25 protein-coding genes are annotated in these 25,502 nt (G+C 64.0%); 15 read left to right on the forward strand and 10 right to left on the reverse strand.

Going from position 1 to position 25,502, the window contains the following annotated elements; genetic code table 11:
- Positions 1-35: 35 nt before the first annotated feature.
- Positions 36-488, reverse strand: coding sequence for a flagellar biosynthesis repressor FlbT (flbT, locus tag ACWAT4_RS14755; protein ID WP_212301136.1), 453 nt, complete (start codon positions 486-488; stop codon positions 36-38).
- A 320-nt stretch (positions 489-808) separates the two neighbouring features.
- Between flbT and ACWAT4_RS14760 the strand changes: the two genes are divergently transcribed.
- From ACWAT4_RS14760 to ACWAT4_RS14790, 7 genes are all read left to right on the forward strand, one after another.
- The gene (locus tag ACWAT4_RS14760) at positions 809-3,103 is read left to right on the forward strand and encodes a DUF1522 domain-containing protein (protein WP_449730842.1); all 2,295 of its coding nucleotides are present in this window, start codon (positions 809-811) and stop codon (positions 3,101-3,103) included.
- Positions 3,104-3,251: 148 nt separating this feature from the next.
- A complete protein-coding gene (locus tag ACWAT4_RS14765) occupies positions 3,252-3,416 on the forward strand; it encodes a hypothetical protein (RefSeq protein WP_449730843.1) in 165 nt (54 codons plus the stop codon).
- Positions 3,417-3,462: 46 nt separating this feature from the next.
- The gene (locus ACWAT4_RS14770) at positions 3,463-5,757 is read left to right on the forward strand and encodes a DUF1522 domain-containing protein (protein ID WP_449730844.1); all 2,295 of its coding nucleotides are present in this window, start codon (positions 3,463-3,465) and stop codon (positions 5,755-5,757) included.
- 326 nt (positions 5,758-6,083) lie between these two features.
- Positions 6,084-8,378, forward strand: coding sequence for a DUF1522 domain-containing protein (locus tag ACWAT4_RS14775; RefSeq protein ID WP_449730845.1), 2,295 nt, complete (start codon positions 6,084-6,086; stop codon positions 8,376-8,378).
- Between the two features lie 218 nt (positions 8,379-8,596).
- Positions 8,597-10,885 carry a DUF1522 domain-containing protein gene (locus tag ACWAT4_RS14780; RefSeq protein ID WP_212425330.1) on the forward strand — a complete coding sequence of 763 codons (2,289 nt, stop codon included), beginning with the start codon at positions 8,597-8,599 and terminating at the stop codon, positions 10,883-10,885.
- Positions 10,886-11,176: 291 nt separating this feature from the next.
- Positions 11,177-11,545, forward strand: coding sequence for a flagellar biosynthesis regulator FlaF (gene flaF / locus ACWAT4_RS14785; protein WP_212302918.1), 369 nt, complete (start codon positions 11,177-11,179; stop codon positions 11,543-11,545).
- Between the two features lie 12 nt (positions 11,546-11,557).
- Complete coding sequence (locus ACWAT4_RS14790) at positions 11,558-11,926, forward strand: hypothetical protein (RefSeq protein WP_212302920.1); 369 nt, start codon at positions 11,558-11,560, stop codon at positions 11,924-11,926.
- A 13-nt stretch (positions 11,927-11,939) separates the two neighbouring features.
- Here ACWAT4_RS14790 and ACWAT4_RS14795 read toward each other — a convergent pair whose 3' ends face one another.
- From ACWAT4_RS14795 to ACWAT4_RS14810, 4 genes are all read right to left on the reverse strand, one after another.
- Complete coding sequence (locus tag ACWAT4_RS14795) at positions 11,940-12,302, reverse strand: hypothetical protein (protein ID WP_212302922.1); 363 nt, start codon at positions 12,300-12,302, stop codon at positions 11,940-11,942.
- A gap of 160 nt (positions 12,303-12,462) precedes the next feature.
- Positions 12,463-12,960, reverse strand: coding sequence for a hypothetical protein (locus tag ACWAT4_RS14800; RefSeq protein WP_212302924.1), 498 nt, complete (start codon positions 12,958-12,960; stop codon positions 12,463-12,465).
- An 11-nt stretch (positions 12,961-12,971) separates the two neighbouring features.
- Entirely contained in the window at positions 12,972-13,358 is a 387-nt protein-coding gene (gene flgJ, locus ACWAT4_RS14805; RefSeq protein WP_212302926.1) for a flagellar assembly peptidoglycan hydrolase FlgJ, read from the reverse strand.
- Positions 13,358-14,494, reverse strand: coding sequence for a flagellar basal body P-ring protein FlgI (locus ACWAT4_RS14810; RefSeq protein ID WP_212302928.1), 1,137 nt, complete (start codon positions 14,492-14,494; stop codon positions 13,358-13,360). Before ACWAT4_RS14810 ends, flgJ begins: the two co-directional genes overlap by 1 nt.
- A 269-nt stretch (positions 14,495-14,763) precedes the next feature.
- On the opposite strand from ACWAT4_RS14810, the gene ACWAT4_RS14815 reads away from it, so the two are divergent.
- Positions 14,764-15,177, forward strand: coding sequence for a flagellar assembly protein FliX (locus ACWAT4_RS14815; protein WP_212302930.1), 414 nt, complete (start codon positions 14,764-14,766; stop codon positions 15,175-15,177).
- 36 nt (positions 15,178-15,213) lie between these two features.
- Here the strand turns inward: ACWAT4_RS14815 and ACWAT4_RS14820 are convergent, their stop codons facing one another.
- Entirely contained in the window at positions 15,214-15,585 is a 372-nt protein-coding gene (locus ACWAT4_RS14820; protein WP_212302932.1) for a winged helix-turn-helix transcriptional regulator, read from the reverse strand.
- 135 nt (positions 15,586-15,720) lie between these two features.
- On the opposite strand from ACWAT4_RS14820, the gene ACWAT4_RS14825 reads away from it, so the two are divergent.
- From ACWAT4_RS14825 to ACWAT4_RS14840, 4 genes are all read left to right on the forward strand, one after another.
- A complete protein-coding gene (locus tag ACWAT4_RS14825) occupies positions 15,721-16,335 on the forward strand; it encodes an NAD(P)-dependent oxidoreductase (RefSeq protein ID WP_212447582.1) in 615 nt (204 codons plus the stop codon).
- A 170-nt stretch (positions 16,336-16,505) separates the two neighbouring features.
- Positions 16,506-16,916 (forward strand): RNA polymerase-binding protein DksA, encoded by a 411-nt coding sequence (dksA, locus tag ACWAT4_RS14830; protein WP_007602124.1) that lies wholly within the window; start codon positions 16,506-16,508, stop codon positions 16,914-16,916.
- Between the two features lie 262 nt (positions 16,917-17,178).
- The gene (locus ACWAT4_RS14835) at positions 17,179-17,988 is read left to right on the forward strand and encodes a phytanoyl-CoA dioxygenase family protein (protein WP_212447581.1); all 810 of its coding nucleotides are present in this window, start codon (positions 17,179-17,181) and stop codon (positions 17,986-17,988) included.
- Positions 17,989-18,437: 449 nt separating this feature from the next.
- Positions 18,438-19,217 (forward strand): 2-keto-4-pentenoate hydratase, encoded by a 780-nt coding sequence (locus ACWAT4_RS14840; protein WP_212447580.1) that lies wholly within the window; start codon positions 18,438-18,440, stop codon positions 19,215-19,217.
- A gap of 235 nt (positions 19,218-19,452) precedes the next feature.
- On the opposite strand, the gene flgH is transcribed toward ACWAT4_RS14840, so the two are convergent.
- Genes flgH through flgF form a run of 4 tightly spaced genes read right to left on the reverse strand, consistent with a single transcriptional unit; the run spans position 19,453 to position 22,939 of the window.
- A complete protein-coding gene (gene flgH, locus ACWAT4_RS14845; RefSeq protein ID WP_212302938.1) occupies positions 19,453-20,220 on the reverse strand; it encodes a flagellar basal body L-ring protein FlgH in 768 nt (255 codons plus the stop codon).
- A gap of 9 nt (positions 20,221-20,229) precedes the next feature.
- Positions 20,230-21,363, reverse strand: coding sequence for a flagellar basal body P-ring formation chaperone FlgA (flgA, locus tag ACWAT4_RS14850; protein WP_212447579.1), 1,134 nt, complete (start codon positions 21,361-21,363; stop codon positions 20,230-20,232).
- 9 nt (positions 21,364-21,372) lie between these two features.
- The gene (gene flgG, locus ACWAT4_RS14855; protein WP_212302939.1) at positions 21,373-22,161 is read right to left on the reverse strand and encodes a flagellar basal-body rod protein FlgG; all 789 of its coding nucleotides are present in this window, start codon (positions 22,159-22,161) and stop codon (positions 21,373-21,375) included.
- A gap of 16 nt (positions 22,162-22,177) precedes the next feature.
- Entirely contained in the window at positions 22,178-22,939 is a 762-nt protein-coding gene (gene flgF, locus ACWAT4_RS14860; RefSeq protein WP_212302940.1) for a flagellar basal-body rod protein FlgF, read from the reverse strand.
- A 385-nt stretch (positions 22,940-23,324) separates the two neighbouring features.
- On the opposite strand from flgF, the gene fliL reads away from it, so the two are divergent.
- The 3 genes from fliL to ACWAT4_RS14875 are packed head-to-tail and all read left to right on the forward strand — an operon-like array spanning position 23,325 to position 25,501.
- The gene (gene fliL, locus ACWAT4_RS14865; RefSeq protein WP_212302941.1) at positions 23,325-23,825 is read left to right on the forward strand and encodes a flagellar basal body-associated protein FliL; all 501 of its coding nucleotides are present in this window, start codon (positions 23,325-23,327) and stop codon (positions 23,823-23,825) included.
- A gap of 30 nt (positions 23,826-23,855) precedes the next feature.
- The gene (gene fliM, locus ACWAT4_RS14870) at positions 23,856-25,058 is read left to right on the forward strand and encodes a flagellar motor switch protein FliM (protein ID WP_212302942.1); all 1,203 of its coding nucleotides are present in this window, start codon (positions 23,856-23,858) and stop codon (positions 25,056-25,058) included.
- Positions 25,055-25,501: a DUF6468 domain-containing protein gene (locus tag ACWAT4_RS14875; protein ID WP_212302943.1), complete on the forward strand. Its 447-nt coding sequence runs from the start codon at positions 25,055-25,057 to the stop codon at positions 25,499-25,501. Before fliM ends, ACWAT4_RS14875 begins: the two co-directional genes overlap by 4 nt.
- Position 25,502: the final 1 nt, after the last annotated feature.

Raw genomic sequence — 25,502 nt, forward strand, 5'->3', positions numbered from 1 at the left:
CCGGGGCCGTCGTCGTTCAGGCGAAAGCGCTTCGATCAGGCCGCGGTGCTGACGTCGGTCTTGCCCGGCTCAGTCTTGGCATCATTCTTGGGATGAGTGGACTCGAACTGCTCACGCAGCTTGTCCTCGTAGGCAATCAGCTTGCGGGCGTCCTTCAGGGCCCGGTAGAGATCGCCGCTCATGATGTTGTTGTTGATGCTTTCGATGATCGGCCAGGCGCTGGGCACGGCAGTGATGATGTCGCGCACCAGGTTGAAATAGGTGCCGTGCTGGCTCTGCGGATCCGGCGAGATGTACATCAGCTGGACGGCCAGATAGACGAGCTTGGCCGGCGTATCGGCGGTCTCGGGCGTGAGGATGTCGCGCTCACGCAGGATCGGCACGTTGTCGCCGTCGATCAGAAGACGGGCGCGCTGGTCGGTGTTGGTGATGACGCAGTTCCCGACAATGATGCGTTCGTGCGGCCTGAGCTCGACCTTGAGGGCCATTTTGCCTGTTCTCCATCAACGCTTTCGTAACCGAGCGTGAGTTGTGGCGGATCAGGGCGCAATACTCCCTCAACATTAGTTAACGAGTTCTAAATCCAGGCCCCCGCCAGAGAAAAACTCAATCTTTTCAATCTCGAAGTTGCCCCGCGGGGCATCGCCGCCGCTGCGTCGCTGAGCCGAATCACGCTGCGACTCAGCGAAAGCGCCGGTTTCATTTCATGCTTCGTTAGATTCTCGGAGCCACGGTCCGCCGGTCGCTGGGTCAATCAAGATCCCAGGACGCGTAACAGTAGCGTCGTTTACCAGAAAGGTAACACCCAATGTCCGGTATCGTTCTCTCCGCGTCGGTTCGTCAGAACCTCCTCTCCCTCCAGTCCACCGCTGATCTTCTCGCCACCACGCAGAACCGTCTGTCGACCGGCAAGAGCGTCAACTCGGCCCTGGACAATCCGACCAACTTCTTCACCGCCCAGTCGCTCGACAACCGCGCCAGCGACATCAACAACCTGCTCGACAACATCGGCAACGGCGTTCAGGTGCTGCAGGCTGCCAACACTGGCATCACCTCGCTGCAGAAGCTCGTCGACAGCGCCAAGTCGATCGCCAACCAGGCGCTGCAGACCACCGTCGGTTACTCCACCAAGTCCAACGTCTCCACCACGATCTCAGGTGCGACGGCGGCTGACTTGCGCGGCACCACGTCCTTTGCCAGCGCGACCGCGCTCAGCAACGTGCTGTACAGCGGTGCGGCCGGCGGTACGACCGCTGCGACCTCGAGCTCCACGCTGGGCAGCGCTGCGCAGGGCAGCTTCACGGCTGCTGCGGCGGTGAAGGCCGCCGACGGCTCGACCAACCTGTCGGGTACGGCGACCCTGATCGGCACCGGCGGTGCTGCGACCGTGATCGGCTCCTCGCCGGCGGACGGCGATGTGCTCACCGTCAACGGCCACACCATCACGTTCCGTGCCGGCAGCGCGCCGACCGGCACCTCGATCCCGACCGGCTCGGGTGTCAACTCGGCCGGCGACAGCAGCATCCTCACCGACGGCAACGGCAACTCGACCGTCTATCTCGGCACCACGGGTGCTCCGGTCGCAACCGTCAACGACCTCTTGAGTGCGATCGACCTCGCCAGCGGGGTGCAGACCGCCTCGATCAGCAGCACCGGTGTTGCCACTATCGGCGTAGCTTCCGGCACCGCGACCGCGTCGTCCATCGCTGCCGGTGTCGCGACGATCAAGAGCTCGACGGGTGCTGACCTCAGCATCACCGGCAAGGCCGACTTCCTGAAGTCGCTGGGCCTCTCCAGTGCGACGGGCAGCGGCAACGCCGTCTTCACGGTGACGCGCACGACGACGTCCGGCTCGCTGGGTTCGCTGGTCCAGGACGGTTCGACCCTCAACGTCGACGGTCACGTGATCACGTTCAAGAACGCGCCGATCCCGGGCTCGACCAATGCGCCGGCGGTCCCGAGCGGCTTCGGTGCCAGCGGCAACGTCCTCACCGACGGCAACGGCAACTCGACGGTCTATCTGCAGGCCGGCTCGGTCGCCGACGTGCTGAAGGCGATTGACTTCGCGACGGGCGTGCAGACCTTCACGCTGAACGGCAGCGGCGGTGGTACGCTCGCGACCGCCTCGGGCCAGATCGCCTCGTCGATCAACGCCTCCGGCCAGCTCAAGCTGTCCACCGGCGTCAACGCCGACCTGTCGGTCACCGGCACGGGCAACGCCCTGTCCGCGCTCGGCCTGGCCGGCAACACCGGCAGCGCGACCGCGTTCACCGCGGCCCGCACCTCCGGCGTCGGCGGCATCAGCGGCAAGACCTTGACCTTCTCCTCCTTCAACGGCGGCACGGCGGTCAACGTCACCTTCGGCGACGGCACCAACGGTACGGTCAAGACGCTCGATCAGCTCAATAGCTCGCTCCAGGCCAACAACCTGACGGCGACGATCGACGCCAACGGCCTGCTGACGGTCTCGACGACGAACGACTATGCGTCCTCGACCATCGGTTCGAGCAGCGCAGGTGGTTCGATCGGCGGCACGCTCACAACGGCGCTGACGTTCTCGACGGCTTCCAGCCCCGTCCAGGACACGGTTGCCCAGACGGCCCGCGCCAACCTGGTGTCTCAGTACAACAACATCCTGAGCCAGATCGACTCGACCTCGCAGGACTCCTCGTTCAACGGCGTCAACCTGCTGAACGGCGACCAGCTCAAGCTGACGTTCGACGAGACCGGCAAGTCGAGCCTGAACATCACCGGCGTGACCTACAACTCCAAGGGTCTGGGCCTTGCCTCGTTGACCAGCGGTGTCGACTTCATCGACAACTCCGCGACCAACAAGGTGCTGTCCAACCTGAACGCCGCGTCGAGCACGCTGCGCTCGGAAGCTTCGACCCTCGGTTCGAACCTCTCGGTCGTGCAGGTGCGTCAGGACTTCAACAAGAACCTGATCAACGTGCTGCAGACCGGCTCGTCGAACCTGACCTTGGCCGACACCAACGTCGAGGCGGCCAACAGCCAGGCGCTGTCGACCCGCCAGTCGATCGCGGTCTCCGCGCTGTCGCTGGCCAACCAGTCGCAGCAGAGCGTGCTCCAGCTGCTCCGCTAACAAGCGGCAGACATCGCAAGCAAGATCTGGCGGCGGGGCTTCGGCCCCGCCGCTTTCTTTTTGCGTCGGCATCGGAGTGCCACTCGCCCTGATGGGGAAGATGGCTTTCAAATGCTTCGAATTGCCCACTGTGAGTTATGGTTGACAAGTGGCAAACGCCTTGCCGCTGTACCAAAAAGCATCATCCGATCATGACGATACAAATGGGCTCGATCCCGCGGCGATCGCTCACATGGTGAATCCGCGCAAGGACCCGCGCGACACGCTTCATGCTTTGTTAGCCGTCTACGTTCACCGTCCCGGCATCGATTAATCCTAATCGAAGTTTGTTGCGTTGCGTACCAGAAGGGTAACACTCAATGTCCGGTATCGTTCTTTCGTCTTCGGTTCGTCAGAACCTGTTGTCTCTCCAGTCCACCGCTGATCTTCTCGCCACCACACAGAGCCGCTTGTCGACCGGCAAGAGCGTCAACTCGGCCCTGGACAATCCGACCAACTTCTTCACCGCCCAGTCGCTCGACAACCGCGCCAGCGACATCAACAACCTGCTCGATGGCATCGCCAACGGCGTGCAGGTGCTGCAGGCTGCCAACACCGGCATCACCTCGCTCCAGAAGCTGATCGACAGCGCGAAGTCGATCGCCAACCAGGCGCTGCAGACCACCGTCGGTTACTCCACCAAGTCCAACGTCTCCACCACGATCTCAGGTGCGACGGCGGCTGACTTGCGCGGCACCACGTCCTTTGCCAGCGCGACCGCGCTCAGCAACGTGCTGTACAGCGGTGCGGCCGGCGGTACGACCGCTGCGACCTCGAGCTCCACGCTGGGCAGCGCCGCGCAGGGCAGCTTCACGGCTGCTGCGGCGGTGAAGGCCGCCGACGGCTCGACCAACCTGTCGGGTACGGCGACCCTGATCGGCACCGGCGGTGCTGCGACCGTGATCGGCTCCTCGCCGGCGGACGGCGATGTGCTCACCGTCAACGGCCACACCATCACGTTCCGTGCCGGCAGCGCGCCGACCGGCACCTCGATCCCGACCGGCTCGGGTGTCAACTCGGCCGGCGACAGCAGCATCCTCACCGACGGCAACGGCAACTCGACCGTCTATCTCGGCACCACGGGTGCTCCGGTCGCAACCGTCAACGACCTCTTGAGTGCGATCGACCTCGCCAGCGGGGTGCAGACCGCCTCGATCAGCAGCACCGGTGTTGCCACTATCGGCGTAGCTTCCGGCACCGCGACCGCGTCGTCCATCGCTGCCGGTGTCGCGACGATCAAGAGCTCGACGGGTGCTGACCTCAGCATCACCGGCAAGGCCGACTTCCTGAAGTCGCTGGGCCTCTCCAGTGCGACGGGCAGCGGCAACGCCGTCTTCACGGTGACGCGCACGACGACGTCCGGCTCGCTGGGTTCGCTGGTCCAGGACGGTTCGACCCTCAACGTCGACGGTCACGTGATCACGTTCAAGAACGCGCCGATCCCGGGCTCGACCAATGCGCCGGCGGTCCCGAGCGGCTTCGGTGCCAGCGGCAACGTCCTCACCGACGGCAACGGCAACTCGACGGTCTATCTGCAGGCCGGCTCGGTCGCCGACGTGCTGAAGGCGATTGACTTCGCGACGGGCGTGCAGACCTTCACGCTGAACGGCAGCGGCGGTGGTACGCTCGCGACCGCCTCGGGCCAGATCGCCTCGTCGATCAACGCCTCCGGCCAGCTCAAGCTGTCCACCGGCGTCAACGCCGACCTGTCGGTCACCGGCACGGGCAACGCCCTGTCCGCGCTCGGCCTGGCCGGCAACACCGGCAGCGCGACCGCGTTCACCGCGGCCCGCACCTCCGGCGTCGGCGGCATCAGCGGCAAGACCTTGACCTTCTCCTCCTTCAACGGCGGCACGGCGGTCAACGTCACCTTCGGCGACGGCACCAACGGCACGGTCAAGACGCTCGATCAGCTCAATAGCTCGCTCCAGGCCAACAACCTGACGGCGACGATCGACGCCAACGGCCTGCTGACGGTCTCGACGACGAACGACTATGCGTCCTCGACCATCGGTTCGAGCAGCGCAGGTGGTTCGATCGGCGGCACGCTCACCACGGCACTGACGTTCTCGACGGCTTCCAGCCCCGTCCAGGACACGGTTGCCCAGACGGCCCGCGCCAACCTGGTCAACCAGTACAACAACATCCTCCAGCAGATCGACTCGACTGCGCAGGACTCCTCGTTCAACGGCGTCAACCTGCTGAACGGCGACCAGCTCAAGCTGGTGTTCGACGAGACCGGCAAGTCGAGCCTCAGCATCACCGGCGTGACCTACAATTCCAAGGGTCTGGGCCTTGCCTCGTTGACCAGCGGTGTCGACTTCATCGACAACTCCGCGACCAACAAGGTGCTGACCAACCTGAACGCGGCGTCGAGCACGCTGCGCTCGGAAGCTTCGGCTCTGGGTTCGAACCTGACGATCGTGCAGGTGCGTCAGGACTTCAACAAGAACCTGATCAACGTGCTGCAGACCGGCTCGTCGAACCTGACCTTGGCCGACACCAACGTCGAGGCGGCCAACAGCCAGGCGCTGTCGACCCGCCAGTCGATCGCGGTCTCCGCGCTGTCGCTGGCCAACCAGTCGCAGCAGAGCGTGCTCCAGCTGCTCCGCTAACAAGCGGCAGACATCGCAAGCAAGATCTGGCGGCGGGGCTTCGGCCCCGCCGCTTTGTTTTGTTCGCCAATCGGTATTCGAGGAGGCGGAGAGCGATCGAAAAAGTAACCAGCGGTTATGGTTAATGGAGCGTAAGCGCGCGGAATCGCCAATGATTTCAGACTGATTGCGACACCGTCTAGCGCGCCGCAATGCTTTATGGTGAACCGGCGCTTATGAGAGTGACGTTCGTTTCACCCTTTGTTAGCCATGTCCGCGCACCCTGTGGCCGTCACTCGATCCAGAAGCGATCGAACGAAGACGCGTAAGCCAGAAGGGTAAGAGTCATGTCCGGTATTGTTCTCTCTGCGTCGGTTCGTCAGAACCTCCTCTCTCTCCAGTCCACCGCCGATCTTCTCGCCACCACACAGAACCGTCTGTCGACCGGCAAGAGCGTCAACTCGGCCCTGGACAATCCGACCAACTTCTTCACCGCCCAGTCGCTCGACAACCGCGCCAGCGACATCAACAACCTCCTCGATGGCATCGCCAACGGCGTGCAGGTGCTGCAGGCTGCCAACACCGGCCTGACCTCGCTGCAGAAGCTGATCGACAGCGCGAAGTCGATCGCCAACCAGGCGCTGCAGACCACCGTCGGTTACTCCACCAAGTCCAACGTCTCCACCACGATCTCCGGTGCGACGGCGGCTGATTTGCGCGGCACGACCTCCTATGCCAGCGCCACCGCAGCCAGCAACGTGCTCTACACGGGTGCGGCGGGCGGTACGACCGCTGCCACCTCCGGCTCCACGCTGGGCAGCGCCGCGCAGGGCAGCTTCACGGCTGCTGCGGCGGTGAAGGCCGCCGACGGCTCGACCAACCTGTCGGGTACGGCGACCCTGATCGGCACCGGCGGTGCTGCGACCGTGATCGGCTCCTCGCCGGCGGACGGCGATGTGCTCACCGTCAACGGCCACACCATCACGTTCCGTGCCGGCAGCGCGCCGACCGGCACCTCGATCCCGACCGGCTCGGGTGTCAACTCGGCCGGCGACAGCAGCATCCTCACCGACGGCAACGGCAACTCGACCGTCTATCTCGGCACCACGGGTGCGCCGGTCGCAACCGTCAACGACCTCTTGAGTGCGATCGACCTCGCCAGCGGCGTGCAGACCGCCTCGATCAGCAGCACCGGCGTTGCCACTATCGGCGTGGCTTCCGGCACCGCGACCCCGTCGTCCATCGCTGCCGGTGTCGCGACGATCAAGAGCTCGACGGGTGCTGACCTCAGCATCACCGGCAAGGCCGACTTCCTGAAGTCGCTGGGTCTCACCAGTGCGACGGGTGGCGGCAATGCGGTCTTCACGGTGACGCGCACAACGACGTCCGGCTCGCTGGGTTCGCTGATCCAGGACGGCTCGTCCCTCAACGTCGACGGTCACGTGATCACGTTCAAGAACGCGCCGATCCCGGGCTCGACCAATGCGCCGGCGGTTCCGAGCGGCTTCGGTGCCACCGGTAACGTCCTCACCGACGGCAACGGCAACTCGACGGTCTATCTGCAGGCCGGTACGGTCGCCGACGTGCTGAAGGCGATCGACTTCGCGACGGGCGTGCAGACCTTCACGCTGAACGGCAGTGGCGGTGGCACGCTCGCGACCGCGGTCGGCCAGGCTCCGTCGACGATCAACACCTCCGGCCAGCTCAAGCTGTCCACCGGCATCAACGCCGACCTGTCGATCACCGGCACGGGCAATGCCTTGTCCGCGCTCGGCCTGGCCGGCAACACCGGCAACGCGACCGCCTTCACTGCGGCGCGCACCTCCGGCATCGGCGGCATTGCCGGCAAGACCTTGACCTTCACCTCCTTCAACGGCGGCACGGCGGTCAACGTCACCTTCGGCGACGGCACCAACGGTACGGTCAAGACGCTCGATCAGCTCAACACGCAGCTTCAGGCCAACAACCTGGCGGCGACGATCGATGCCAACGGCTTGCTGACCATCACCGCCTCCAACGACTACGCGTCCTCGACGATCGGCTCGACCGCTGCGGGCGGTGCGATCGGCGGCACGCTCACCACGGCGCTGACGTTCTCGACGGCTTCCACTCCCGTCCAGGATGCTGTTGCGCAGACGGCCCGTGCCAACCTGGTGTCTCAGTACAACAACATCCTGAACCAGATCGACACGACCTCGCAGGACTCCTCGTTCAACGGCGTCAACCTGCTGAACGGCGATCAGCTCAAGCTGGTGTTCGACGAGACCGGCAAGTCGAGCCTGAACATCACCGGCGTGACCTACAACTCCAAGGGTCTGGGCCTTGCCGCGCTGACCGTCGGTGTCGACTTCATCGACAACGCCGCGTCCAACAAGGTGCTGACCAACCTGAACGCCGCGTCGAGCACGCTGCGCTCGGAGGCTTCGAGCCTCGGTTCGAACCTCTCGGTCGTGCAGATCCGCCAGGACTTCAACAAGAACCTGATCAACGTGCTGCAGACCGGCTCGTCGAACCTGACCTTGGCCGACACCAACGTCGAGGCGGCCAACAGCCAGGCGCTGTCGACCCGCCAGTCGATCGCGGTCTCCGCGCTGTCACTGGCCAACACCTCGCAGCAGAGCGTGCTCCAGCTGCTCCGCTAATAATACACTGAAATACCTCAATAAAACCGGGTGGCGGGGCTTTTGCCCCGCCGCTCTTTTTTGCGTTCGGAGGCAGGGAAGGGCGTACACCAGCCATTAACCGTATCCCTTAAACCGGCGTTAACCATACTTTAAAGGACAGCCCCTAAAACTGGACCAAAGCCCGCTTCCAGACCCGCGCGGCCGATTCGTATCCGGTTCAAGAGGAAGACTCGCCAATGTCCAACATCGTTCTCTCGGCGTCCGTTCGCCAGAACCTGTTGTCGCTGCAGTCGACGGCCGACTTGCTGGCCACGACGCAGGAGAGGCTGTCGACCGGCAAGAAGGTCAACACGGCGCTCGACAATCCCACCAACTTCTTCACGGCGCAGGGGCTGGACAACCGGGCGAGCGACATCAGCAACCTCCTGGACGGCATCAACAACGGTGTGCAGGTGCTGCAGGCGGCCAATACCGGCATCACCTCGCTCCAGAAGCTGATCGACTCCGCGAAATCGATTGCCAACCAGGCGCTCCAGACCACGGTCGGCTACTCCACCAAGTCCAACGTCTCGACCACGATCCCAGGTGCGACACCGGCGGATCTGCGCGGCACGACCTCTTATGCGAGCGCGACCGCCAACAGCAACGTGCTCTATACCGGCGCGGCCGGCGGTGTCACACCGGTGACGGCGGCGGCGGCGCTTGGCGCCTCGCTGGGTTCGACCGCCGGTACGCTGGTCGGTGGCACCACGACTGCTGCCGACGGCAGCACCGCGCTCAGCGGCACGGCCACGCTGCTCGGCACCACCACGTCCAGCACGTTCAGCGCGCCGCCCGCGGATGGGGACACCATAACCGTGAACGGCAAGACCATCACCTTCCGTACCGGTCCCGCTCCGACGACACAGCCGACCGGTTGGGGCCTCAATGCCAGCGGAAGCATTGCCACCGACGGCAACGGCAACTCGATCGTTTATGAAGGAACGGCGGCTGCGCCAAAGGCAACCGTCAACGACGTGCTCAGCGCGATCGACCTTGCCAGCGGCGTCAAGACTGCGACGATCAGCGCCGGTGCTGCCACGATCGCGACCAGCGGCGCGACAGTCGGTACGGTCCAGACGCCATCTTCCATCGGTGCAGGCGGCGCAATCACGCTGAAGAGCTCGACCGGCGCCGATCTGAGCGTGACGGGCAAGGCCGACTTCCTCAACAAGCTCGGCTTGACCAACGCGACCGGCGCGGGCAATGCCAGTGTCACCGCGAACCGGTCGACGACCGCCGGCTCGCTGGGCACCCTCGTCCAGGATGGCTCGACCCTGAACGTCGACGGCCATACCATCACCTTCAAGAACGCGCAGACCCCGCAGTCGGCATCCAGCGTAGCCACCGGCTATGGTGTCAGCGGCAACGTCGTCACCGACGGCAACGGCAACTCGACGGTCTACCTGCAGAGCGCGAACCTGACCGACCTGCTCAATTCGATCGACCTGGCCACCGGCGTCAAGACCGCCAGCCTCTTCAACGGCGCCGCCACGCTCTCCACCACGTCGGGCCAGATCCCGTCGTCGGTGAATTCGAGCGGCCAGCTCTCGATCTCGACCGGCATCAACGCCGACCTCTCGATCACCGGCACCGGCAACGCGCTCAGCGCATTCGGTCTCAGCGGCAACACCGGAACGGCGACGGCGTTCAGCGCGGCGCGCACCTCGGGCGTCGGCGGCGTCAGCGGCAAGACCCTGACCTTCACCTCCTTCAACGGCGGCACGCCGGTCAACGTCACCTTCGGCGACGGTACCAACGGTACGGTCAAGACCCTCGACCAGCTCAACGTCCAGCTTCAGGCCAACCACCTGACCGCGACGATCGATGCCAACGGCGTGCTGACGGTCACCACCGTCAACGAATACGCGTCCTCGACGCTCGGCTCGTCCACTGCAGGCGGCGCGGTCGGCGGCACGCTCACCAGCGTGCTCGCCTTCACCACCGCGCAGCCGCCGGTTCAGGATCCCGTCGCGCAGACCGCGCGTTCGAGCCTGGTCAGCCAGTTCAACAACATCCTGGCGCAGATCGACACGACCTCGCAGGACTCCTCGTTCAACGGCGTCAATCTGCTGAACGGCGACACGCTGAAGCTGGTCTTCAACGAGACCGGCAGCTCCACGCTCGGCATCAACGGTGTGGTGTTCAATGCGGCGGGTCTCGGGCTCAGCAATCTCGTGCCCGGCACGGACTTCATCGACAATGGCGCGACCAACAAGGTCCTCCAGAGCCTGAACGCTGCTTCGAGCACGCTGCGCTCGGAAGGCTCTTCGCTCGGTTCGAACCTCTCGATCGTGCAGGTGCGCCAGGACTTCTCGAAGAACCTGATCAACGTGCTGCAGACGGGCTCGTCCAACCTGACACTTGCCGATACCAACGAGGAAGCGGCCAACAGCCAGGCGCTGTCGACCCGCCAGTCGATCGCGGTCTCCGCGCTGTCGCTGGCCAACCAGTCGCAGCAGAGCGTGTTGCAGCTGCTCCGCTAATTCGGAAAGCGCAGAACCAAATCTTGAGTCGGAGTGGCGGGGCTAATGCTCCGCCGTTCTTTTGAGGGAGTTCGCTAAGACAAGATTAGCTGAGATCGATGCGCATGATGCAGTGCAAGTTTACAGCTTGCGTCCGCGCATTTAGCCTCGCGCTCATGAAGACTCCGACCCGTAATAATGCGGAGTGCTTCCAAGCGCACACGTAAGCAAATCTTAAGCGGTGATGCATAGGGTTGGGAAAGAAATCCTTAAGTCCGTTCAACGGGCTAGGAAGCTTCCAAGGTGTGATTGATGTCGAATTCTGCTGCCTCGGCCTACGCGCGTGTTGCAACGACCACCGCATCTCCTCGCGACATCGAGGCGCAGACTCTGCTGAAGGCCGCCAACAAGCTCCAGGACGCGGTCAACAACGCTGACCCATTCAGCGAGCAGACCACGCAGGCGCTGATGTTCAATCGCAAGCTCTGGACCATCTTCCTCAGCGAAGCGATGCGCGAAAACAACCCGCAGCCGATCGACGTCCGGCAGAAGATTGCCAACATCAGCGTGTTCGTGCTGAGCCAGACGGCGGCGCTGCAGATGAGCCCGCAGTTCGATCACTTCCGTCCGCTGATCGAGATCAACCGCAACATTGCCGCTGGTCTGTCCGGCCGGCCGTGACGGAGACTCGTGATGTCCGACATCATGAGCATCCTGTCCACCGCTTATAAGTCCAACGTCCTCTCGAGCACGTCGGGCTCATCCAAATATGTTGCGGTGGACTCGTCGCTGTACCAGGGCAACTGGAGCGGCACCTACGCCGACGGCAAGACGTTCTCGCTCAACATCTCGCAGGTCAGCGGCTTCCGCGCGCAGATCCACTATCAGAGCGGCGGGACGTCGCAGTACCAACAGGTGCTGATCAAGGATTCGTCGTTCCGCTTCGGCAACACGAAGTTCACGTTGACCGATACCGGCAAGGCGCAGGTCAAGAACGTCGTCACGGATCCCGCGACCGGCTCGAGCTATCTCGACACCGCCCAAGCCACGCTCGACAGCTGATCGGCTGGCGTCTTTAAGCGCTGAGGTCCGTGTTGAGCGGCCGCGAGGGCTCCGACTTCAAATCCAGTGCGTGGAAATAGGCTCGCCGGCGCAGCATCGCTTCGTCCGGGAACTGATTGACGACCGCGTCGGTCTTGTCGTTGACGACCTGGAAGACCATGGATGCAGCCGCCTGGTCGAACACGACTTGGCGCGAGATGCTCTCGTTGCTGCTCTGCAGATCGTTGCGCACGGGCGCAGCCGTATCGCTGGCGGCGACCGTCTGGCTCACCGGCAAATCGGTTTGCACCGCATCGTTCGCCGCCGAATTCGACGTCGTGACGATCTGTACGGGGGCCGGTATCCCCACCGGCCTGATGCTGAAATCTGTACTCATGGCAGCCTCCTGGTTGCCTTACGTGAGTCAAATCCCAACCCCTCTCAATACGCAACCATGGAACACCAGGATTGAACACCCGGTAAGGAAACGTGCCTAACCGCGCGACGCTTTCGCCGCGCGGTTTTTCGTAAAATTGGAGGCAGTATTCGTTAAGCGCTCAGAGCGAACGGCTGACCGCGAGCGGGGTAATGTGGCGCGGGCCGGGAGTCGCACGGCGTCCCGCCGCGGTGTAGGTGTTCGGCACGTTGCGCTTTTGGATCTCGGCATTGACGCCGCGCACGACGCTTTCGGAGACCGCATGCGCGGTCGCGAGCACGGTGAGATTGACCTGGAGCATGGCGCGAAAGGCGTCGTGATGGCGATGCAGCGTCGAGAGCAGCTCGGGTGCGGATTTCGCGAGCTTGTCCTGGTTTGCCTTCAACTGGCTGACGGCGGCGACATAGCGCCGCGATAGCTCCTGCTTCTGGCTCTCGAGCGTCATCGCCTCGCGGACCTTGCCGGCGCGGACCAGCTCGGTCTCGCGCTCGATCAGGCCGAGCAGAGCGCTCATCGCGTCCATCAGGTCTTCGGCAAGCTTGCGCGCCTCGGCGCTGGCCGGCGTGTTGTTCGTGCGTTGCGCAGGCATCGGCTGACGTGACGCGTTGAAGTGGTTCATCTCGTTTGACCTTATGCCGTCCGGAGAGTGGTTTTGGCCTGCTGCATGATCAGGGTACGGTAGACGTCGCGGGCGACACCGACGCCGCCGGCGCTGGCGAAATTCTTGGAATATTGCTCGGTCAGCATCGAGCGCCACACGCCGGTGCCCGGCGTATCGCCGAACGGGCCTTCGCCCTTCAGGCCCGAGGTCATCTGCGCGAACATGCTGTTGAGGAACATGCCCTCGAAGTCGGTGGCGGTCTTCTGCGCCTTGGCTTGTTGCTGCGGCGAGACCTTCTGAAGTGCCGCGGCGAGCTCAAAGTCGGGCCGGCCGTTGCGGCTTTCCACGGAGAAAGCAGGATTTGAGGAGAGGGCCGCGGAGACGACGCGCGCGGTGTTGAGCATCCCGGTCTGCATCACATCACCTCGATGTCGGCTTCGATCGCACCCGCCGCCTTGATCGCCTGAAGGATGCTGATCAGATCGCGCGGGCCGATGCCGAGGCCGTTGAGGCCGTCGACAAGCTGCTGGAGCGAGACGCCGTCCTTGACGACTGCGAATTTCTTGCCGTCCTCGGTGACACCGACGCTGGAGCGCGGTGTGACCACGGTGCGGCCCCGCGACAGGGGGTTGGGCTGGCTCACCTGCGGGCTCTCGGAGATCGTGACCGTGAGATTGCCCTGCGCGACCGCAACCGTCGCGACGCGGACGTCGCGGCCCATCACGATGATGCCGGAACGTTCGTCGATGATGATCTTGGCGGCGAGATCCGGATCGACCTGAAGCTGCTCGATCTCGGTCAGGAACGCGACGACGTTGCCCTTGAACTCCGGCGGGATCGTCAGCTGTACCGTCGAAGGATCGATCGGTTCGGCGCTCTTGACGCCAAGATAGTCGTTGATGGCGGCCGCAATGCGCTTGGCGGTGGTGAAGTCGGCATTGCGCAGGGCGAGCCGCACGTTCGGCAGGCGGTTCAACGCGAACTCGATCTCGCGCTCGATGATGGCGCCGTTGGCGATGCGGCCCACGGTCGGAACGCCGCGCACGATTTTCGCCGCTTCGCCCTCGGCCTGGAAGCCCGAGATCGCGAGCGAGCCCTGCGCCACGGCATAGACGTTGCCGTCGGCGCCGAGGAGGGGGGTGACGAGCAGGGTGCCGCCGCGCAGATCCTTGGCATCGCCAAGAGCGGAGACGGTCACGTCCATGCGCGTACCTTGGGTGGCGAAGGCCGGCAGATTGCCGGTCACCATCACGGCGGCGACGTTGCCGGTACGGATGGTGGCGCCGCGGATGTTGACGCCCATGCGCTCGAGCATCGCTTGCAGCGACTGCTTGGTGAAGGGGATGTTGTTGAGGGTGTCGCCGGTGCCGTTGAGACCGACGACGAGGCCATAGCCGATGAGCTGGTTCTGCCGCACGCCTTCGATATTGGCGAGATCCTTGATGCGCGAGGTCGCGCTTGCGGGCGCGACCGAGAGCGCCAGCGCTGACAGCGCGGCACAGGCCACTCCAAAAGCCCCGCTAAGAATCCTCACCCAACGAACGCCTGGCATCCTCTGCTCCCCGAGGCTCCTCACATCTCGGACCGTCTGCGACACTCCCATGACGAGCTGGTCCGACGCTTTCCTTGCGAGGGCTGTGCCAACGTGGGGCGGCGGGGGTAGGCGATTGAATAGGTTGAATAAATCTCTTTCGATCGGCGCTAACCGGCGTTCGCCTTGAGGAGCGAAACTGCCGCCTCCCGGCAGTTTTTGCCGGGCCGTTTACGCCGCGTTAACCATAAAGCGGCGAATGTGGCGCATCGATCACCCGGATTGCTCCGATGCGCATCTACGGACCGAATGGCACCACGCTTGGAACGCCGGCCAGCCAGGCCAGGCGAACGAGCTCCGGCACCTTCGTGCTGCCGGACACCTCGTCGACGCAGGAGACGCGGAGCGCTGCCGCACCGAAAGCCACCGCCAACATCGACGGATTGCTCGCGCTGCAAGGCATCGAGGAAGATCCGGTCGAACGCCGCAAGCGCTCGGTCGCACGCGGCAAGACCGCGCTCGATGTGCTCGATGATCTGAAGATGGGACTGCTCTCCGGTAATCTCGACGCATCGACCGTGATGCGGCTGCGCGATGCGGCGGCGAACCTGAAATCGTCCTCCGGCGATCCCGGCCTGGATTCCGTGCTGTCTGAGATCGAGCTGCGCGTCGAGGTCGAGCTGGCGAAGGCCGGGCAGGGCTGAACCACCACCCGCGATCTTAAGTGCTTGGGAATGGCCTTACGCCGCTTCCTCCTTCTGTTGCGCGTCGTAGCGGCGCTGGGCGGCGAGCACGTCTTTCAGATTCTCCTCGGCCCAATCGCGCAACGGATCGACCGCGGCTGCGAGCGTCACGCCGAGCTGCGTGATCGAATATTCAACCGTCACCGGCACGGTCGCGATGGCGCGGCGCTTGAGCAGGCCGTCGCGTTCGAGCGACTTGAGAACTTGGCTCAACATCTTCTGCGAAATGCCTTCAATCGTGCGACGCAACTGATTGAAGCGCATCGCCTCCTCGCGCAGCAGCAACAGGATCAGCACGGCCCATTTGTCGCCGACGCGATCGAGGATTTGTCGCGTCGGGCATTCGGCTGCATAGACGTTGGGTTTCATCTCAATTCCTCGCGCTTGCTTGCGCTCACCGGGTTACTCCTATGTAATCAGGTAAGCACAAAGTGCTCTCTTAACACCAGCATTCTTTGCGATATCTAGTCACCATTGGTTACTATAGAAGCAAAGGAGCCTTCCATGAAAATCGCAATTGCCGGAGCCTCGGGCCGGGCCGGTTCGGAGATCACCAAGGAACTGTCCCGCCGCGGCCACGCGGTTACCGCCATTGCCCGGAACCCCGAGAAGAAGATTGCCGCACTGCCAAACGTCACGCCGACCAAGGGAGATGTGCTCGATCAGGCCGGTCTGGCCAAGCTCTGGGCCGGGCATGACGTTGCCGTCAGTTCCGTGCATTTCCTGGCGAGCGACCCGCACAAGCTGATCGGCGCGGCCAAGGATTCGAAGGTTGGTCGCTATCTGGTGGTCGGGGGCGCCGGAAGTCTGGAGGTCGCTCCCGGCGTCAAATTGGTCACAACCCCCGGTTTTCCAGCCCAGTACAAGGCCGAGGCGGAGGCGGGCGGGGTCTTCCTCGACCTGTTGCGGCAGGAAAAGGAGCTGAACTGGACCTTCATCTCGCCGTCGGCGCTGTTCGTCGAGGAGGCGCGGACGGGCAAGTTCCGGCTGGGGACCGACCAGCTTCTCGCAGATGCGAACGGCAAGAGCTGGATCAGCTTCGCCGACTACGCCATCGCCCTTGCCGATGAGATCGAGAAGCCGGCCCACTTGCGGCAGCGCTTTACGGTCGGTTACTAGGCTTTTGGCTGCCCCCGGGCCCTGCAGGATAAACCTTCCTGTGCAAGGGCTTGGGGGCGGTAGCTGCGCCCTTAAGGAAATATTGTCTGTCACAAGGGGTAGCTATATAAGCCCCGGCTCAACGGACCCCGTTCCGTTCGCGAGTCGTTGCTTAAGAAGATAGGCCGCCCTTGGAAAAGTTGAAAAACTACCGACCGACCGAAAAAGAGCCTTTCATGAACGACCGGCAGAAGGAGTACTTCCGTTTGAAGCTCCTCGCCTGGAAGGATGAGATCCTCAAAGAGTCCAAGCTCACCCTGCAAGCCCTGCAGGAGGAGAATGTGAACCACCCCGATCTTGCCGATCGGGCATCGTCCGAAACCGACCGCGCCATCGAACTCCGCGCCCGCGACCGCCAGCGTAAGTTGATCGCCAAGATCGACGCCGCGCTCCAGCGTATCGAGGACAACACCTACGGGTATTGCGAGGACACCGGCGAGCCGATCTCTTTGAAGCGGCTCGAAGCCCGGCCCATCGCGACACTCTCGGTGGAAGCGCAGGAGCGCCACGAGAAACGCGAGAAGGTCTATCGCGACGAATAAAGCCCGAGCCGCAGAGATGCGGCTCTTTGTTTTTGGCTCGCGGCGCCGCTTGAACGCCGCCGGCGCGGCGCGTAGATTCGCGCCGCCATGATGATTTGCACTCTCAACATCGCTTCGGTTTTCTTCCTGGGCTGAGCGCAGGCGCCTCCGCCGCGGAGGCATTGCGTCCCGCGAGCTTGACTTGCGGAATCCCAAGCCGATTGAGCCAGCCGGTTCCGCAGCGAGCGGACGACAAGGGCTGGCGAGCATTTGAGAGATCATCATGACCGACCGAGACGACGCGCGTGCGCTTGAGCCCGCGCAAATTCAGCAATTCATCGAACAGGGCTTTGTCCGCATCGACAACGCCTTTCCGCGCGAACTTGCCGAGCTGGGCCGCGCCATCTTGTGGCGCGATCTGCCCTGTAGCGAGCACGATCCGTCGACTTGGACGCGCCCGGTGATCCGGCTGTCCGGCTATGGTGGTCCGCTATTTCGCGAGATCGCCAACACGCCGGTGCTGCATCGCGCTTTCGATCAACTGGTCGGCGTCGGTCGCTGGCGGGCGCGCAAGGACATCGGTGGCACTTTTCCGATGCGCTTTCCGCATCCGGACGATCCCGGCGATGCCGGCTGGCATATCGATCTCAGCTTCCCCGGTGAAGACGGCGACCCCAACGAGCGGCACGGTCATTCGGCGTGGCGAGCCAACATCGTCTCGCGTGGCCGCGCGCTGCTGATGCTGTTCCTGTTCTCCGATGTCGGCGAGAATGACGCGCCGACGCGGATCAGGGTCGGCTCGCATATGCCGATGGCGCGCTATCTGGCGCCGGCGGGCGAAGCGGGCCGGGCGCGCATGGTGCTTGATGACATGGGTGCTGATTGCGAGGTTGCGCTCGCAACCGGCGAGGCGGGCACCGTCTATCTCTGCCATCCTTTCCTGGTGCATGCGGCGCAAAAGCACCGCGGAAAGACACCGCGCTTCATGGCACAGCCGGATCTCCCTCCGGCCGAGCCGTATCGGCTCGAACGCGAGGACGGCGCCTACTCGCCGGTCGAGATCGCAATCCGGTTGGCGCTCGGCGGCGCCTGAGGCGAACAGCTGGGATCTCGCAACGTCGTAGGTCATGTCGCAGGCGCCAACTCAGGCGCCGCGACATGGCGCTCATGTTGGTGATCGCAAAAAATGAATCGAGATCAATGAGGTAGAGTCAATTCCTGCAAGCTCACGTGAGTTCACATGAGAAACAGCCTTCACTTCAGATGCGGGAAGTTTTGCGAGTCGCATCAACGAGATCTGCTCGGATGCTGAGAGGCTGATCAAGCAGCATCATGTTTCGCTGCAATTGGGCCTAGCGGGGCGCCGGTGGGACGGCAGGGCGCGCTTCTCCATAAGGCCCAGACCAACTCAATATTTCCTTAAACGTCGGCGGCGTCCCGTATTCGTCCCGGTCAAGGGGGTGAGCAGAGCTTGTCAGGCCCGGGCGGGGATGCTGAAGTGCTGCTCTTGATTGCGATCGCGTAGCGTGGGAGGCGGCGCTGATGGACAAAATTCTCGAAGCCGCAAAGGCGATCGCGCTGGCGCGCCGCAACCACGCGCCGCTCGCGCCCCTGGAACACCCTCCCGCCGACGAGGCCGAGGGTTATCAGGCCCAGCGCGCGCTGCATGATCTCTTGCTGCCACACGTCGGGCCACTGGTCGGCTACAAGATCGGCTGCACCAGCCAGGTGATGCAAGACTATATCGGTATCCCCCATCCCTGCGGTGGCGGCGTGTTCCAGAAGGGCGTGCACGACAGCGGCGTGAAACTCGCGGCCTCCGGCTATGTCCGTGTCGGCGTCGAATGCGAGATCGCGGTGCGGCTGAAGCGCAACCTTGCCGCCGGCGAGGCGCCGTTCACGGCCGAATGGGTCGGCGAGGCCGTCGAGGCCTACCATCCCGCCATCGAGATCGTCGACGACCGCTACGTGAAGTGGGAGACGATGGGCGCGCCGACACTGATCGCCGACGATTTCTTCGCCGCCGGCTGTGTGCTGGGCGAAGCGGTGCCGCGCTCGTCCGTGCCGGACCTGAAGGCAATCAAGGGCCGCGCCATCGTCAATGACGAGGAGGTCAGCCACGGCACCGGCGCCGACGTGCTCGGCCACCCCCACAACGCCCTCGCCTGGCTCGCCAATCATCTCGCCGCTGAAGGCAAGGGCCTTCATGCAGGGCAGCTCGTGCTGACGGGCAGCCTGGTGAAGACACTGTGGCTGAAAGCCGGTGACAAGGTGCGGATGGAACTGGACGGGCTGGGGACGGTGGAGGCCGAGTTTAAGTAACACGGTGCGGCTTGCTCCGCCGTCATTCCCCGCGAAGGTGGGGAATCCAGTACGCCGCGCTGCATCGGTTCAGCAACGAAGGCCTCGGACTACCGGATCGTCCGCCTTCGCGGGCGATGACAGCTGAATCGCCAAAAATACATGCGGCCCTCGCCAGGGGAGCTAGCGAGGGCCGCGTAGTACATCGTCGTTCGCGCCTAGGTTCGCGAACACGATGTGGGAGCTCGGGAGAGAGTTAGAAGGGCAGCAGCACGTCCATGACTTGCTGGCCGTAGCGCGGCTGCTGCACGTCCGTGATCTGGCCGCGGCCGCCATAGGCGATGCGGGCCTGCGCGATCTTGCTGGAATCGATGGTGTTGTCGCTCTGGATGTCTTCGGGGCGGACGATGCCGGCGACCACGAGCTCGCGGATCTCGTAGTTGACGCGGATCTCCTGCTTGCCTTCGACCACGAGGTTGCCGTTCGGCAGTACCTGGGTCACGACTGCCGCGACGTTGGTCTGCAACGCTTCCGTGCGCTGCACGCTGCCCTTGCCGTCGCTGGAGGCGGTGGAGTCGGCGGTGAGGATGCGGCCGGGCAGCACCTTCTGCGCCTGGACGCCGAGCGTCTTCGAGCCGATGAAATCGGTGATACCCGAATCTTCCGAGTTGGTGCGGCTGCGCTGGGTCTCGTTGGAGAGGTTCGCCTTGTCGGTGATGTTCACGGTCACCGTTAGGAGGTCGCCGACATGCGTGGCGCGCTGGTCCTTGAAGAAGGCGCGGCTGCCGTTGCGCCACAGCGAGTTTGGATTGTAGGAGGCGACTTCCGGCTTCGGCATCGGCATCTGCACCGGCTTGTAGCCGGGCTGCGCCGTCGGATTTTCGATCGCGGACAGTTTGGGTTGCTCGCCGATCTGCGACAGGCGGTCGATCGACGAGCAGCCGCTTGCGAGCGCGCAGGTTGCGAGCAGCAGGCCGGAGAGCACGACGCGACGGAGACGGGAAGCCGAACTGAAAGCGGACATGACTAACTCTTACTTTGCTTGAGCTTGCGAGACGCGAGCTTGCGGGATCTGGGCTTCTGCGATCTGGGCCGGCGACGCCGGAGCCTGGACCAGGTTCCGGAGTAGGGCTGCGGTGTCGACGGGGGCGGGCGCTTCGTCGCGCTTGAGCGAGGAGGTCTGCTCGACCGCAGGGGCCATCGGCGCGGACTGGCTGGCGCCCTGCACCGTCACCTGGCCGCGGCCGGTAACGACGCCGGTCAGCGTGCGCTTGGTCTGCAGATTGAGGACGCTCACGGTGTCACCTTCGGCGCCGCTCTCGATCGCCTTGCCGCGGGTGGTGAGATAGATCCCGGGGACCTGGTAGATGACCGTGACGCTCTGGTCGCGCGAGACGAATTCGGGCTTGGCAATGTCGGCGACGCGGATCGGTGTGCCGGCGCGCATCGGCCGGCGCAGCTGCATGCCGACCGCGCGCTCGCGCAGAGCGGGCTCGCCGGTCACTTCCGCCTTCGGCCGGCGCTCCTGCGCGACGTCGGAGGACTTCAGCATCTCGCTGCGGTCGATGTCGCGGGTCAGGACGGCGACTTCGACGGTCTCGATCGCAGTACCGGTCAAGCGCAGCTTGGTCGGAACCGGATTGCTGTCGTTGTTGATTTCGAAGGCGATGTCGAATCGGCCGCCGCGGGCATCGTAACGGGTCGCGACCGCCTGCAGCGCGCCGGTATTGGAGGCATCGAGGCGCATGTCGGAGACGCCGCGGTCGAAGGTGACGGTGATGTTGGCGGCATCGCCAAGGCCGAAGCGACGCTCGAGCGCGGAGGCGACCGCGTTTTCGAGATCCTTGTTGGCGATCGTGCGGGCAAGGCGGGTGACCTGGACTTCCTTGATGTCGCCGGTCATCACGCCGATCACCTGCTTGGCGCGGAGCACGCTCAGGACCTGGGCGACCGGCAGCGCGCCGGTGGTGCCGAGATCGGGCGAGCGATAGACCGGGATCAGCGCGGCCGAGCCGGCATTATCGATGAGGTCGCCGACCCGCACCACATCCGAGGAGACGGTGACGTTGGCGCGCAGCGTCGGCGTGGCGATGCCGTCGTCGGCGGCCTGCGCCGGCAGCGCCAGCGCGAGGACGACCGAGAGGGTGGCGAGCGTGGTGCGGATCATGGTCATCACTCAGCGGAACAGCGCCGTGGTCGATTGCATCATCTGGTCGGCGGCGCTGATCACCTTGGCGTTCATCTCATAGGCGCGCTGCGCGGCGATCAGGTCGCTCATCTCCGAGACGACATCGACATTGGCCTGCTCGAGGCTGCCCTGGGTGATCTTGCCGTAGCCTTCGGAGTTGGCGGTGCCGTCCTGCGGTGCGCCTGACGACGTCGTCTCGGTGAACTGGTTGCTGCCGACCGGCTGCAGGCCCGCCTTGTTGATGAAGCGGGTCACGCCGATCTGGCCGAGGACGGTGTTGCTCGACGAGCCCGGCAGCGTCACGGTCACCTGGCCCTGCTCGTTGACGGTGATGCCCGAGGCGTTGTTCGGGATCGTGATGGTCGGCTGCACCGGGTTGCCCTGCGCGGTGACGACGCGACCCTGGTTGTCCATCTGGAACGTGCCGTCGCGGGTGTACTGGTAGGTGCCGTCAGGCATCAGGATCTTGAAGAAGCCTTCGCCCGAGATCGCAAGGTCGAGGTCGTTGCCGGTCTGCGACAGCGTGCCCTGGGTCATGCTGCGCGGCGTGCCGACGGTCTTGACGCCGCCGCCGATGTCGACGCCGACCGGCAGGATGGTGCCCTGGTCCGAAGCCTGGGCGCCGACGCGGCGGATGTGCTCGTAGATCAGGTCCTGGAACGCCGCGGTCTGCTTCTTGAAGCCGGTGGTGCGGAGGTTGGCGATGTTGTTGGAGATCACCTGAACGTTCAGTTCCTGTGCCGCCATTCCGGTCGCTGCAGTGTGAAGCGCCTGCATGTCAGTTCTCCCTCAATCAGGCCGGAACGTCGGCGAGCTTTTCGATCGCCGATTTGTGGAGGTCGCTCTGCTGCTGGAGCAGGTTGGCGATGGCGGTGTAGCTGCGCATCACCTCGACCATGCGGCTCATTTCGCCGACCGAGTTCACGTTCGACTTCTCGACGTAGCCCTGCTGCAGCGTGGACTTGGTGTCGGTCTGCTGGGTGGCGGAGCCGGTGTCGTAGAGATTGGCGCCGAGCTTGATCAGCTTGGCGGGATCGTCGAACGTCACCATGCGGATCTTGCCGCGGATGGAGTCGGTCTTGGCCGTGCCTTCCAGCACCGTCACGGTGCCGTCGGGGGCGACGTTGATGTCGTGGTCGGTCGGCTGGAACACGATCGGACCGCCGGTGCCGAGCACGAGGTTGCCGTCCGACGTCATGAGCTGGCCAGTGCTGCTGAGCGCGAACTTGCCGTCGCGGGTGTAACGCTCGGCACCATTGGCCTGCACGGCGAAAAAGGCGTTGCCGCTGATCGCCATGTCGAGCGGGTTGTTGGTCGCCTCCATCGGCCCCTGGCCGACGTCGCGATAGGTGCCGCGGTCCTGCACATAGGAGACCCGGCGGTCGGAGCCGACGAAATTGTCCTCATGCGCGTTCGAGTTGAGATACTCCTCGAACAGCGAATGGTCGGCCTTGAAGCCGTTGGTGTTGACGTTGGCGACGTTGTTGGCGATGACATCCATCTGCCGTTCCAACGTCATCTGCCGTGACAAGCCGATCAGAAGCGCATTCTGCATCGGTCAATCTCCCCTGCGTGAGATCCGCCATTTCGCTCTCCCAAGCGCTTTGGCCGATCCCGTGAACGAGGCCGTCGGGTTCTCCCAAACCGTTCGATCTCGGCCCTCTCTCAGCGAAAGCCGTGCCAACTCAGAAATATGTGTAAATACAGTCGGTTGGCTAATCTTCGGCGTTCGCAGCGGGCGGCAGAAAGGTTCTGTTAGCCATGTTTGCCCGGCAGATTTTTCCTAGCGGAGGCCCAATCGAAAGGTTCCGTTAACCATTATTACCGTAGCGTTTGCGCTTAAGAGGAGCGCATCGCGCTGGGACATTTGTATCGCGTCACTGTCTGCCAGGAGGCTTCGCTCTTTCTATTCCGTTTGAGATGAGCGAGCCCGGACGACCATGGCAGAGAATGAAGCGGAAGGCGGCGCAGCCGCCGAAGGCGCAGAAGCGGCTCCGCCGAAGAACAAGCTCAAGCTCATCATCATGGCCGTCGGCCTGCTTGCCGTCCTCGGCGGCGGTGCTGCGACCTGGTTCTTTTTCTTCCGTCATGGCGATGAGGAGCATCATGCCGAGACCGCGCCGCCGCCGAAGCCGCCGGCCTTCGTGGACGTGCCCGACATGATGGTCAACCTCGCCGGTGCGCCCGGCGAGCGCGTGCAATATCTCAAGCTCAAGATCGTGCTCGAGCTGAAGGAAGAGAAGCAGATCGAGGCGATCAAGCCGTCGATGCCGCGGGTCACCGACATCTTCCAGACCTACGTGCGTGAGCTCCGTTCTTCGGACCTCAACGGCTCCGCCGGCATCTTCCGCCTCAGGGAAGAGCTGACCAAGCGCGTCAACGCCGCGGTCGCACCGGTCCAGGTCAGTGCGGTGCTGTTCAAGGAAGTCGTGCTCCAGTGAGGATGCTGCGGAAGGGTACGGGCTAGCGCCATGGCCGGCAACGAGCAGATGGACCAGGATGCGATTGCCGCCCAATGGGAGGCGTCGCTCGATTCCGAGGATCCCGCGGAGGCCGCGAAGGCTGCTGCCGAAAACGAACTATCGGAGACCATGGCCCTGCAATGGGCGGCCATGGTCGAGGACGGCAGCCGTGATCTCGGTAACGGCAAGAATTCCGGCGAGCGGGTGCTGTCGCAGGAGGAGATCGACAATCTCCTCGGCTTCACCGTCGGCGACGTCACGCTCGACGACCATTCCGGCATCCGCGCGATCATCGATTCGGCGATGGTCTCCTACGAGCGTCTGCCGATGCTCGAAATCGTCTTCGACCGCCTGGTGCGGTTGCTGACGACCTCGTTGCGCAATTTCACCTCCGACAACGTCGAAGTCTCGCTCGACCGCATCACCTCGGTGCGCTTCGGCGACTACATGAACTCGATCCCGCTGCCCGCCGTGCTCTCGGTGTTCAAGGCCGAGGAGTGGGACAATTTCGGCATGGCGACGGTCGATTCCAACCTGATCTACTCGATGATCGACGTGCTGCTCGGTGGCCGCCGCGGCTCGAGCCAGCTGCGCATCGAGGGTCGGCCCTACACCACGATCGAGACCGAGCTCGTCAAGCGCCTGGTCGAGGTGGTGCTGGCCGATGCCGAGCAGGCGTTCCGGCCGCTGTCGCCGGTGACATTCACGATCGACCGGCTCGAGACCAATCCGCGTTTCGCCGCGATCAGCCGTCCCGCCAACGCCGCGATCCTGGTGCGCCTGCGCATCGACATGGAGGATCGCGGCGGCAACATCGAGCTCCTGCTTCCCTACGCGACCATCGAACCGATCCGGGCAGTTCTGCTCCAGATGTTCATGGGCGAAAAGTTCGGCCGCGACCCGATCTGGGAAGGCCATTTCGCCACCGAGATCGTGCAGGCCGAGATTTCCGTCGATGCCGTGCTCTATGAGGCCGACATTCCGCTCAAGCAGCTGATGCGGCTGAAGGTCGGTGACACGCTGCCGCTCGACATGCGCGCGGATGCCAACGTCACCGTGCGCTGCGGCGACGTCACCATCACCGAAGGACGGATGGGTCGGGTCGGGGAGCGCGTTGCGATCCGCGTGACGAAACCCTTGCGCAAGCCAAGTACGACACTTGCGATGTTCGAGAAGGTGGACGAACAGAACAAGCTGATGGAGGCCCCATGAACCACTCCCTAGGAATGGCGATCGAGACGCTGGTGGCTATCCTGCTGATGCTCACGATCGGCTACTGCATCCTGCTGAACAAGCGGCTGACGCGGCTGAAGGCGGATGAGCATTCGCTGAAGGCCGTCATCGGCGAGCTGATCACCGCGACCGAGATCGCCGAGCGCGCGATCGGCGGGCTGAAGCTCGCCGTGCGCGACGTCAACGAGAATCTCGGCAGTCAGCTCGCTGCCGCGACGCAGATGTCCGACCAGCTCTACAAGCAGCTCGGCGAAGCCGACAACGTGGTGCGTCGTCTCTCCAAGATTGCGATCGCCGCGCGCCCCGTGACGAATCCGGAAGTCGCCGCCGCGCCGGTGGCCAAGCCGTCGCCTGCGAAGGCGGTGGCGGCGGCTGCCGAAGCCTTCTCCGAGCGCCGAAGGTCCAACGGTCTCGCCGCATAAA

It is taken from the genome of Bradyrhizobium sp. T-1 (assembly GCF_053592855.1).